Source organism: Leucobacter sp. OH1287 (assembly GCF_003859945.1).
Taxonomy (GTDB): Bacteria; Actinomycetota; Actinomycetes; order Actinomycetales; family Microbacteriaceae; genus Canibacter.
This window is the reverse complement of record NZ_RQYM01000022.1, coordinates 1-11056: the sequence shown is the minus strand read 5'-3', so window position 1 is coordinate 11056 and position 11056 is coordinate 1. Positions and strand designations below refer to the sequence as shown.

The 11056-nt window shown below is 60.4% G+C and carries 12 protein-coding genes; 9 read left to right on the top strand and 3 right to left on the bottom strand.

Annotated features, from left to right (window positions below; genetic code table 11):
• Positions 1-267: 267 nt before the first annotated feature.
• Positions 268-450: a hypothetical protein gene (locus EII30_RS09005; RefSeq protein WP_199731604.1), complete on the top strand. Its 183-nt coding sequence runs from the start codon at positions 268-270 to the stop codon at positions 448-450.
• Between the two features lie 60 nt (positions 451-510).
• On the opposite strand, the gene EII30_RS08675 is transcribed toward EII30_RS09005, so the two are convergent.
• Entirely contained in the window at positions 511-2280 is a 1770-nt protein-coding gene (locus tag EII30_RS08675; protein WP_124886945.1) for a biotin carboxylase N-terminal domain-containing protein, read from the bottom strand.
• An 89-nt stretch (positions 2281-2369) separates the two neighbouring features.
• Between EII30_RS08675 and EII30_RS08670 the strand changes: the two genes are divergently transcribed.
• The 8 genes from EII30_RS08670 to EII30_RS08635 all read left to right on the top strand — a co-directional run bounded on the left by EII30_RS08670 (position 2370) and on the right by EII30_RS08635 (position 9365).
• Complete coding sequence (locus tag EII30_RS08670) at positions 2370-2813, top strand: MaoC family dehydratase N-terminal domain-containing protein (protein ID WP_124886944.1); 444 nt, start codon at positions 2370-2372, stop codon at positions 2811-2813.
• Positions 2814-3260, top strand: coding sequence for a MaoC/PaaZ C-terminal domain-containing protein (locus EII30_RS08665; protein ID WP_124886943.1), 447 nt, complete (start codon positions 2814-2816; stop codon positions 3258-3260).
• A 31-nt stretch (positions 3261-3291) separates the two neighbouring features.
• Complete coding sequence (locus tag EII30_RS08660) at positions 3292-4650, top strand: UDP-N-acetylmuramate dehydrogenase (RefSeq protein WP_255409828.1); 1359 nt, start codon at positions 3292-3294, stop codon at positions 4648-4650.
• A 12-nt stretch (positions 4651-4662) separates the two neighbouring features.
• On the top strand, positions 4663-5289 hold the full coding sequence (locus tag EII30_RS08655; protein WP_370267086.1) for an amino-acid N-acetyltransferase: 627 nt from the start codon (positions 4663-4665) through the stop codon (positions 5287-5289).
• Positions 5279-5866, top strand: a complete 588-nt coding sequence (locus tag EII30_RS08650; RefSeq protein WP_124886942.1) for a hypothetical protein — start codon at positions 5279-5281, stop codon at positions 5864-5866. The genes EII30_RS08655 and EII30_RS08650 overlap by 11 nt, the downstream gene beginning before the upstream one ends.
• Before the next feature lie 87 nt (positions 5867-5953).
• Positions 5954-7198 (top strand): CaiB/BaiF CoA-transferase family protein, encoded by a 1245-nt coding sequence (locus EII30_RS08645; RefSeq protein WP_124886947.1) that lies wholly within the window; start codon positions 5954-5956, stop codon positions 7196-7198.
• Positions 7199-7233: 35 nt separating this feature from the next.
• Positions 7234-8394, top strand: coding sequence for an acyl-CoA dehydrogenase family protein (locus EII30_RS08640; protein ID WP_124886941.1), 1161 nt, complete (start codon positions 7234-7236; stop codon positions 8392-8394).
• Positions 8394-9365, top strand: coding sequence for a malate dehydrogenase (locus EII30_RS08635; RefSeq protein WP_124886940.1), 972 nt, complete (start codon positions 8394-8396; stop codon positions 9363-9365). Before EII30_RS08640 ends, EII30_RS08635 begins: the two co-directional genes overlap by 1 nt.
• A 126-nt stretch (positions 9366-9491) precedes the next feature.
• Here EII30_RS08635 and EII30_RS08630 read toward each other — a convergent pair whose 3' ends face one another.
• A complete protein-coding gene (locus EII30_RS08630; protein ID WP_124886939.1) occupies positions 9492-9887 on the bottom strand; it encodes a hypothetical protein in 396 nt (131 codons plus the stop codon).
• A 169-nt stretch (positions 9888-10056) separates the two neighbouring features.
• The gene (locus EII30_RS08625) at positions 10057-10866 is read right to left on the bottom strand and encodes a carbohydrate ABC transporter permease (RefSeq protein WP_233569467.1); all 810 of its coding nucleotides are present in this window, start codon (positions 10864-10866) and stop codon (positions 10057-10059) included.
• Positions 10867-11056 lie beyond the last annotated feature (190 nt).

The following is an 11056-nucleotide window of genomic DNA, read 5'->3' as shown; positions in this document are numbered from 1 at the left end:
GCTATCACGTTTGCTGACCGGTGGCCGGAAGCAAAGAAAAACTAGAGGTAACAGGGATGCTAGTTACACACTTAATGAGACAGTCCCAATTATTGGGAGGGTGGGACAGGGGTCTAGCATAGATGTTGAAGTACGCAAACGGATCGTCGAAGCGCGTCAGGCAGTGGGCATGACACATTGCGGCCTGGCCCGCCGAAACCGAATTATTGCAACCGATGCTTCATCGGATTGAAACAGTGCGAGTGAGCGGCATCCAGGCTAGAGCTTGTGTTGATCGCCGACGGCTGCGGCGTGCTTGTTGACGACCTGCTTGGTACTAACACGGTTGCTGATGAGATCCGCTGTTCAGGGCACACATATGAGGCTGGATCGGAGGAGCTAGCAGACTACCTGATTTATGCGTTCGGAGTTGCGAGACGACTCGATCAGCTGGGCATCAGAGCAGCTTAGGTTCAATCGTCTGTCTCAGGACAGAGCACGACCACGCAATTGGGCGGAATGGCAAGCACGCTATTCTTCGTCAGGGATAATGTTTAAGAGCAGATGACCGTTTGGCACGGTCTGCCCGATCGGGGCATCAATGTCTGAGACAGTGCCGTCGTGCGGAGCGAAAATAGACTGCTCCATCTTCATCGCCTCCAGCACACAAACCAGGTCACCCTTTTTCACGCTGTCGCCCTCAGTGACCGGCACCTTTACAACGGTTGCCTGCATTGGCGCGGTAACCGAGTTGCCTGATGCACCGCCTGCTTTACCGGAGTGCTTCCGCTTCGGGGCAGGGCCGCGAGTCACCAGCTGGTCAGCGAGCGGCAGCAGGGTGGTCGGCATTGTTACCTCGATGCGGCGACCATCCACCTCAACAACCACGCTCTGACGACGCGGCTCAACAACCTGGCTTTGGGAATCACCCTCCCACGGCTCAATATCGTTCACAAACTCGTTCTCGATCCACAGGGTGTAAACGCCGAACTTGCCGTCAGCCGCGGTAAATGCGGGCTCGTTTACAACCTTGCGGTGGAACGGCAGAACAGTCGGCATACCCTCAACCTCGAACTCTGCGAGCGCGCGGCGTGAGCGCTCCAGCGCCTCTTCGCGGGTGGATCCGGTAACGATCAGCTTGCCGAGCATCGAGTCGAATGCGCCGCTGATCTCGTCGCCCTCGCCAACACCGGTGTCAATGCGCACACCCGGGCCGGCTGCGGCCTGGAACTTGGTGATCAGGCCGGGGGCTGGCAGGAAGCCGCGGCCAGCATCCTCACCGTTCAGGCGGAACTCAAAGGAGTGGCCCTGTGTGACAGGGTCATCGTAGTCGAGCACGCCACCCTCGGCGATGCGGAACTGCTCACGCACCAGGTCAATGCCGGTGACCTCCTCAGACACCGGGTGCTCAACCTGCAGACGGGTGTTAACCTCCAGGAACGACACCGTGCCATCCTTCGCAACCAGGAACTCACAGGTGCCGGCACCAACATAGCCGACCTCGCGGAGGATCGCCTTCGAGGACTCGTAGAGGCGCTCCATCTGGTCATCAGTGAGGTAAGGCGCCGGAGCCTCCTCAACAAGCTTCTGGTGGCGGCGCTGCAGTGAGCAGTCGCGGGTTGAAACAACCACGACATTGCCGTGCTGGTCCGCCAAACACTGCGTCTCAACGTGACGCGGTTTTTCGAGATATTTCTCGACGAAACACTCGCCACGGCCGAAAGCGGCAATCGCCTCACGGGTTGCGGAGTCGAACAGCTCTGCAACCTCCTCACGCTTGTATGCAACCTTCAGGCCGCGGCCGCCGCCGCCGAACGCCGCCTTAATCGCGATCGGCAGACCAACCTCGTCCGCAAACGCGAGCACCTCGTCGGCGCCGCTCACCGGGTCGCTGGTGCCGGCCGCGAGCGGAGCACCAACCTTCTCAGCTACGTGACGGGCAGAAACCTTGTCTCCGAGCAGGTTAATCGCCTCGGGGCTTGGACCGATCCACACCATGCCAGCGTCAATCACCGCCTGCGCAAAATCGGCGTTCTCGGCGAGAAAGCCGTAACCCGGGTGGACCGCGTCAGCACCGCTGCGGCGAGCAATGTCAAGAATCTTGGAGACAACCAGGTAAGTGTCGGCGCTGGTTGTGCCGTTGAGCGCGTAAGCCTCGTCAGCGAGGCGCGCGTGCATCGCATTGCGATCCTGATCAGCGTAAACAGCCACTGAGGCGATGCCGCTGTCGCTTGCGGCGCGGATAATTCGCACCGCAATTTCACCACGGTTAGCGATCAGAACTTTCTTGATTTTAGCCATACCTATAAGCATAACTTTTACGGCTGATAGAACACCAAATCACAAGTGTTTTAGAGCAATTTGTTAAAAAAGCCGCGTAGACTTGAGACATGGTAAATCAAGCAGTCGAGGGTAAAAGCTACCCGCAAACCACACCGTACTTGGTCGGCAGAGAGAAGGTGCGCGAGTTTGCGCGGGCGGTTCGCAGCGAGAACCCGCTAAACCACGATGTTGCAGCGGCGCAGGCAGCGGGCTACCCGGACCTGGTCGCACCCCCGACCTTTGCCGTTGTGATCCAGGAGCACACCCTGCAGCAGCTGCTCGCTGACGACACTGCGGGCGTTGATTTCAGCCGTGTTGTGCACGGCGATCAGCGGTTCAGCTACTCCCGCCCGATCGTTGCGGGCGACGAACTGACCGCGACCATGACAGTGACAGCGGTGAAGCAGCTCGGCGGCAACTCAATGGTGACCGCGGCGAGCGAGATTATGGACGCGGCGGGTGAGCACGTTGTGACAGCGACATCAACCCTGGTTGTGCGAGGTGAGGCATAGATGGTTACAGCATCCGGCAGAGACTTTAGTGAGCTTGGGGCGGTCCTCGAAAAGGGGCAAACCGTCGCCGAACGCGAGTACGTGCTAACCCGAGACTCGCTTGTGCGGTACGCGGGGGCGTCGGGGGATTTCAACCCGATCCACTACCGTGACGATGTTGCGCAGGCGGCCGGGCTTGACGGCGTGCTCGCGCACGGCATGTTGACGATGGGCGCGGCAACCGCGGTTATTGCCGACTGGGTTGGCAGCGACGGCTTAGTTGTTGACGTGCAGGCGAGGTTCACCAGGCCGGTGGTTGTGGATCCACAAACCGGCGCAACAGTCACCGTCACCGCCGTGGTGCACAGTGTTGATGAGGAAACACGCAGCGCAACCTTCAACCTCAACACCGTCTACGGCGAAAAAACCGTGCTCGCTAAAGCGCAGGCCGTTGTGCGGTTCAACTAAAAAGTAAGATTTTGGGCTAGTTGTTTGAAATATGAGTGAGCAGTCAAACAGTTTCGATGAGGCGGGTAAGCCGGAGTATCGCGCCTACCCGGAGGATATTCCGAGCGCGGGGCCGGCGGCAATGGACCTGACCGGCACCGTAGATATTCCAGGCGATCTCGCGATCCCGGTGGAAACAGCGGCGATCGGCAGCGACACCAAACTCGCGCAGCTAACCACGATGCGCGTTGGCGGTGGCGCTGAGCGTTTCCTCATCGCAGAGTCAGCAACCCAGCTGGCGGATCACGCGCGGGAACTGTGGGAGACAGACGAACCGTGGCTGCTGCTCGGCGGCGGCTCAAACACGGTCGTCTGTGACGAGGGATTCCCCGGCACCGTGCTGCTGGTGCGAAACAGTGGCATCGAAATAATCGCCGACGAAACACTGCCTGCGGGTTCTGTGCGGGTGCGTGCCGAGGCCGGGCAAGACTGGGATGAACTGGTCGCCTGGACCGTAGAAAACGGCTACTCCGGTATTGAGATGCTCTCCGGTATCCCGGGCCTCGCGGGCGCCGCGCCGGTGCAAAACATTGGCGCATACGGCGGGGAACTCTCGCAGGTGCTGCACTCGATCACAGTCTATGAGCGCGACAGTGACAGCGTCCGCGAACTCGCCGCGGCAGAGCTTGAGCTTAGCTACCGCGACTCCATCTTCAAACACGGTTACGAGGCGGTTGTGCTCGCAATCGACCTGGTGTTGCAGCACGGCACCCCCGCAGATGGTGGGCAAGCTGCGGCGGAGCTGAGCGGATCCGCCCCAGAAAAACAGGTAAAATCGGAGCTGCTCGGTCAGCCGATCGCGTACGCCCAACTGGCGGCGGCGCTTGACGTGAAACTCGGGGCGAGGGTTCCTTTGCAGCGGGTGCGCAACACCGTGCTGAGTGTGCGCGCCGAGAAGGGGATGGTGCTTAACCCGGCAGACCACGACAGCTGGAGCAGCGGATCATTCTTCACCAACCCGATCGTTTCGGCAAAGTTTGCAAGGACGCTGCCCTTCGATGCGCCACAGTTCCCGGTTGATCCGGATCCGGCACGAGACACCGTCACAACCTTCGAGGAGCTATACAACGGTGTCGAGATCGCCCTCCCAACCCCGGGAGCGCAGCGCACAGAACCCCGCATCAAACTCAGTGCGGCGTGGCTGATCGAGCACGCCGGGGTTAGAAAGGGTCTGCGGCTTGGCGGATCCGGCGCGGCAATCTCCAGCAAGCACACCCTCGCGATCACCAACCGGGGCGGGGCAACCGCCGCCGATGTCGCGGAGCTGGCACGCTACGTGATCAACCTCGTGCAAACCGAGTTCGGCGTGCTTTTAACACCCGAACCGAACCTTTACGGATTTGAACTGTAGAGCGGAACCGCTGTGACCCCTGACGTTTTGTGCCGCCCCGCGACCGTTAGCGACATGCGCAAGATCGCCCAGCTGATGCAGCCGCTCGTTGACCAGAATATTCTGCTCGGTAAAGAAATGGTTGTGCTGTACGAGTCGGTGCAGCAGTTCATCGTCGCCGAAATCGACGGCGAGATCGTTGGTTATGGCGCCCTGCACGTGATGTGGGAGCACATGGGGGAGGTACGCACGCTCGGCGTGATAGATCGGGTGCGCGGCAAGGGTGTCGGCCACCGGCTGCTCACGGCGCTGGAACAGCACGCGCTCAGGCTCGGGCTGTCACAGCTGGTGTCGTTAACCTTCGAGGTTGAGTTCTTTAGGCGGCATGGGTGGCGGATCCTGCCAGACGCTGCTCCGGTTGTTGCCGCAGATGTTTACGCTGAGCTGCTGCGCTCACCCGACGAGGGTATTGCCGAGATGCTTGATCTCGCGCACGTTAAACCCAACACGCTCGGCAACACCCGAATGCTGAAGACGCTGCGGCCTGCGGCGGCTGGGTCAGCCCCGGCGGCGGCAGGAGCAGCCCCGGCGGCGGTGGCGGGATCCACCCGGGAAAATGCGGAGCGGGCGCGAGATGAGAGGCTGGGCGATGAAGATTAAACCGAAGAAGCGGGGGATCCTCATCGCGATCGGCGCGGGGGCGCTCGTGCTCGGCGGTGGGCTGATGTACTTCTCGACCGTCTCAAACTCCGGAGAGGCAGACAACAGCGCGGTTGAACTGCCAGCCGATGTTGCAGAAACAAACACCAACAAGAACGCCGGAGCTGGGGATATTCCCAAGTGCGGCGCCGGGGACATTGTGCTGACGCCGATTACCGACGCCGAGAGCTACGGTCCTGCCGACAACCCGAAACTGCAGCTCTCCATTGAAAACACCGGTGAGGCGGATTGCTACCTGGATCTTGGGACGTCGCAGATGGTGTTTGAGGTGCAGACCGGCACCGAGACGGTCTGGCGATCCACCGACTGCCAAAAACAGGGCGACCACAGAAACGTTTTATTAAAGCCGGAAAAGCCACTGAAAACCGCCGCTCTGGAGTGGGATCGCACATTCTCTGACCCCGAAACCTGCGACAGCTCACGGCAGCCCGTGATCGCCGAGGGCGCGGCATACCACCTGTGGGTGCAGCTCGGTGAGATTCGTTCCGCCGCGAGTGCGCAGTTTCTGCTGCAGTAAAAGCTAAAAGGTGGCAGAATAGATAGTAAGAAAGCCGCAAAGGAGCTTAGATAGGTGACCACCCAACAGAACCCGCTAAACAGTAGTCTGCCCAGCACGGATCCGGCAAACCAGCTTGCCCCCGGCGCGCTCTCAGGTATTAAGGTCGCCGACTTCTCGCGAGTTTTAGCCGGCCCCTACGCGACAATGCTGCTGGCGGATTTTGGCGCTGACGTGATTAAAATCGAAAGCCCCGAGGGTGACGGCACAAGACAGTGGTCGCCGCCGCAAAACGCAGCCGGTCAGAGCACCTATTTCGCTTCAACCAACCGCGGGAAGCGCTCTGTTGCGCTCGACCTGCGAAACCCCGATGATCTTGCGACCGCCCGCGAGCTCGCGCTCACCGCGGACGTGGTGATTGAGAACTTCAAACCGGGCACAATGGCGAAGTTCGGGCTCGACTATGAAACTCTAAGCAGAGACAATCCGGGTCTGGTTTACGCCTCAATCTCCGGTTTCGGCGACGCCGCGGGTGCCGCGCTGCCGGGCTACGACCTGCTCGTGCAGGCGGTTGGCGGTTTGATGAGCATCACCGGTGACAGTGACGGCGAGGCCACCAAGGTTGGTGTTGCGCTGGTAGACATTATCACCGGTCTGAACAGCGTTATCGGGATCCAGGCGGCGCTGCGTGCGCGCGACACCGCGGGCCACCCGATGAGCGGCCGCGGCCAGCACATCAAGGTTTCGCTGCTCGGTTCGCTGCTTTCCGCGCTCGCAAACCAGGCATCCTCAACCCTCGAAACAGGGGTTTCTCCAACCCGTCTCGGCAACGCCCACCCGTCCATCTCACCCTACGAGACATTCCAGGCGGCGGATCAGACCATCGCGCTCGCGGTTGGCACCGACATCCAGTTCACCAAGCTCTGTGAGCTGCTCGGCGTGGCAGAGATCGCAGCGGATCCGCGCTTCAAAGACAACCCGAGCCGGGTAGCAAACCGCGCAGAATTGAAAACAATCCTCGAAGAGCAGCTGCGGCGAGAGAGCGCCGCACACTGGGTTGCGGAGTGCCAGCGGCTGCAGATTCCGGCGGGCAGGGTTAACAACATTTCGCAGGCGATTGAATTGGCCGCCGAGCTCGGTCTCAACCCGGTTGCGACAACACCGGCGACCGCGCCAGACGGCTCCACGGTGAGCGTTCGCACAATTGCGAACCCGATCAGTTTCTCTGCAACGCCGGTTAACTACACAACCGCGCCGCCCGCGCTCGCCGAACACCAGGGGGCAACCTGGTTCGACGCCGCCGGGGCTGGCGAGGCCGCCGGGGCTGGCGCCGCAGCTGAGAAAGATGTTTAGCAGAGTCGATCCGCTACCAAAAAGAAAGAAGAAAAATGACAACCATTGATGACCTCTTTGATATTTCAACACTGGTAACCCCTGAGGAGCGGGAGTGGCAGCTGAAGGCGCGCGAGTTTGCGCAGACCAAGATCAAGCCAATTATTGAACGCGACTTCGAGGATCGCCGCCTCCCGGTTGAGCTGGTTCCTGAGGTTGGTGCCGCAGGCTTCTTCGGCATGTACATGGACGGCTATGGCCTCGCCGGTGCCTCATCGGTTGCTTACGGCCTGGTTGCGATGGAGTTCGAGGCGGTTGACTCGGGCTTCCGCACAATGCTCAGCGTGCAGGGCTCGCTCGCGATGGGCGCGATCCACAAGTTCGGTTCTGAGGAGCAGAAACAGACCTGGCTGCCGGGCATGGGTCGTGGCGAGCTGATCGGCTGCTTCGGGCTGACTGAGCCGCAGGGTGGATCCGATCCAAACACCATGATCACAACCGCCCGCCGCGACGGAGACGAGTGGGTTATCAACGGTAAAAAGCGTTGGATCGGCCTCGGCACAATTGCAAACGTTGCAGTGATCTGGGCGAAGGACGAAGAGGGTGTTGTTCGCGGCTTTGTTGTGCCAACTGACACACCGGGCTACAAAGCAACCGCTATTGAGAACAAGCTGTCGATGCGCGCCAGCCTGCAAACCGAGATTGAGCTGACCGATGTGCGCCTGCCAGCGGACGCTGTAATGCCTGGCGGCCAGGGACTCTCTGCTCCGTTCAAGTGCCTCAACGAGGCCCGCTACGGCATCGCCTGGGGTGTTATGGGCGCAGCCCGCAACTGTCTTGAGGTGGCTGTTGACCGCGTCACAACCCGTGAAACCTTCGGTGAGCCAATCGGTGCTAAGCAGCTTGTGCAGGGTAAACTCGCTGACTGCTTCGTCGAGTACGAGAAGGGCCTGCTGCTCGCGCACTACCTGGGAACCCTGAAGGACGCGGGCAAACTCCACCACAACCAGATCAGCGTTGGCAAGCTCAACAACGTGCGCGAGGCAATTAAGATCGCCTCAACCTGCCGTGCGCTGCTCGGCGGTGACGGTATCACCAGCGACTACCCGGTAATGCGCCACATGGCAAACCTGGAGTCGGTGCGCACCTACGAGGGTACAGACGAGGTGCACGCGCTGGTTATCGGTCGCGCACTCACCGGACTGGCAGCGTTCTAATGCGCGTCGCGGTTACCGGGGGTGCCGGCCAGATCGGTTACGCGCTGCTGTTCAGGATCGCGAACGGTGACGTGTTCGGCAAAGACGTGCCGGTTGAGCTGAGCATCCTTGAGGTGCCGCAGGCGCTCGACCGGGTTGCTGGCGTCGCCATGGAGCTCGCCGACTGTGCATTCCCGCTGCTGCGTGAGGTCACCTGGAGCGCTAACGCGGAAGAGGCATTTGCGGGGGCGGACCACGCCCTGCTGGTCGGCGCGAAACCGCGCGGTGCGGGCGAAACCCGCGCTGACCTGCTCGCAGCCAACGCGGCAATCTTCGCGGGCCAGGGGCGCGCACTCGCTGCCGCCGCAAACCCGAACGTGAAGGTGACGGTCACCGGCAACCCGGCAAACACCAACGCGCTCACTGTGCTGCAGGTGGCTGCTGGGGTGGATCCGCGCAACATCACCGCGCTAACCAGGCTCGATCACGACCGCGCGATCTCACAGCTCGCAACCAAAACCGGTGTCGGCGCTGGCGAGATTAAGCAGTTGACCATCTGGGGCAACCACTCAGACACACAGGTGCCAGACCTCAGCTTCGCAACCGTTGCGGGCAAACCAGCAACCGAGCTGGTCAGCGAGCAGTGGGTGCGAGAGGAGTTCAGGCCAACCGTGGCAACCCGCGGCGCAGCAATTATTGCGGCTCGGGGCGCCTCATCGGCTGCCTCAGCGGCAAACGCGACAATTAACCACGTCCGTGACTGGGTGCAGGGAACTCCCGCAGACGACTGGGTATCAATGTCGGTTGTCTCCGACGGCTCCTACGGTGTGCCCGCGGGACTCGTGTCATCATTCCCGGTCAGATGCCAAAACGGCAGCTGGGAGATTGTGCGAGACCTGGAACTGTCCGCCGAAACAGAGCAGCTAATCGCGGCATCCGTCGCGGAACTGCAAGCAGAGCGCGACGCGGTCCACGCCCTCGGGATAATCTAAACAGCGGTGGCTTAAGCGGATCCGCCCCCACCGCGCAAAAGGGCTGGGAATGTGAACCACATTCCCAGCCCTTCGCTGTGCCAGCGCTGCAGGTGCCGCTGGGGTGATGCTGGCCCCTGGCCGCAGCTACTCGTTGTCCAGAACCGACTTGCAGTCAGGGATCAGGTGCTCCACCCGGTCAACAAAATCCTGATCGTCGAAATCTGACCAAGAATCTACCAGCTCATCGATGATGGAAGTATCCAGGGTGCCGAACCTGAAGACTCCGTCTTCAGTGAGCTCACACTGCAACACAATCACTTGAATACCGTGTCGCTTGGGTGCGAGCGTCATGTCTGGGTCAAAGTGATCGTCAAAGCTGTAGAGCTGGACTTTGTCGTCACCCCTCTCCTTGCGGATCCGCTCAGCGGTGCCCTCGGCATCATTTGTCACAAATACCTGATCCTCAGCAGCGAGCGTTTCGCTGCAACCGGTGAGCAGCAGCGTGATAGCGGCAGCGCCCACGGCCATGCCTGTTGTCACGCTAACAGTACGGAAACCCTTGATGGTAGCTTAGTGCGCATTGTTTTCTCCTTTGAAGTCCGTGGATTAAAACTCTGGTGAAGTGAGTATTAGCCTATACCTCGTAAGATTAGACCCGAAAGCGAGAAAATGCAAGGGGCGAATAACAGAGCAGAAAACCGTTCCGCAGCTACTTCACCGCGCCAGCGGTGAGACCGCCAATCAGGCGCTTCTCGATCAGCATAAACAGGATCACAACCGGCAGCACGGACACAACCGATACGCCAAACACATAGTGCCAGCTGGTTTCGTACTGGCCAACGAACTTGGTTAGCGCAACCGATAGCGGTTGTAGCTCAGCGGAGTTGAGCAGCACGAGCGAAGCCGCGAACTCGTTCCAGCAGGCAACAAACGCGAAGATTGTGGCGGTGACAATGCCCGGCCAGGCGAGCGGCAGATTAATCCTTAGCAGCGTGGTCCACTGGCTCGCACCATCAACTTGAGCGGCCTCATCAATCTCTTTCGGGATTGCCGAGAAGAACGAGTGCATAATCCATGTCGTAAACGACAGGTTGAAAGCAGCGTTCACGAGGATCATTGACAGCCAGGTGTTGTTGATGCCGAGGAAAGCGAACTCGCGGAACAGGCCAGCGGTGAGCACAGCAGGCTGCAGCATCTGCGTGATAATCACCAGGAACAGGAACACCAGCCGCATCGGGAACCGCACCCTGGCCGTATAGTAGGCGGCGGGAAGCGCAACCAGCAGCACGAGCAGGGTTGCACCAACCGAGATCACAATCGTGGAGATAAGGTTCATCGGCAGCGGAGTCTCCGGCGTGCTCCACATCAGGGCATAGTTCTCCAGGTGCCATTCCGTCGGCAGGTAGGTGGGATCCACCGAGCGAATTTGCTTCTTCGTCTTCACCGACCCAAAGAACATCACCAGGTACGGCAGCAGGAAGAACACCGCGACCGCGACGCCACCAATAAGCCGCAGCACCAGCTGGGACCCGGTGAGCTGATCGCGTGTGAAGCGCTTCCGTCGATGCGGTTTTGGGGCGGATCCACCCACGGCGCCGGGTGAGACGGATCCACCCCCGGTGGCCTGACCCCTGTTTTTAGATCCGGCTGTTTTTAGAGTCCAGAATGTAGACTGCCAGCATTAACTGGCATCACTTGAAAGGACAACA

Bases quoted from the DNA above. Each gene is read 5' to 3' on its own strand.
- EII30_RS08660 (WP_255409828.1), top strand. From the start codon at position 3,292: ATGAGTGAGCAGTCAAACAGTTTCGATGAGGCGGGTAAGCCGGAGTAT.
- EII30_RS08675 (WP_124886945.1), bottom strand. From the start codon at position 2,280: ATGGCTAAAATCAAGAAAGTTCTGATCGCTAACCGTGGTGAAATTGCG.
- EII30_RS08650 (WP_124886942.1), top strand. From the start codon at position 5,279: ATGAAGATTAAACCGAAGAAGCGGGGGATCCTCATCGCGATCGGCGCG.
- EII30_RS08665 (WP_124886943.1), top strand. From the start codon at position 2,814: ATGGTTACAGCATCCGGCAGAGACTTTAGTGAGCTTGGGGCGGTCCTC.
- EII30_RS08635 (WP_124886940.1), top strand. From the start codon at position 8,394: ATGCGCGTCGCGGTTACCGGGGGTGCCGGCCAGATCGGTTACGCGCTG.
- EII30_RS08670 (WP_124886944.1), top strand. From the start codon at position 2,370: ATGGTAAATCAAGCAGTCGAGGGTAAAAGCTACCCGCAAACCACACCG.
- EII30_RS08640 (WP_124886941.1), top strand. From the start codon at position 7,234: ATGACAACCATTGATGACCTCTTTGATATTTCAACACTGGTAACCCCT.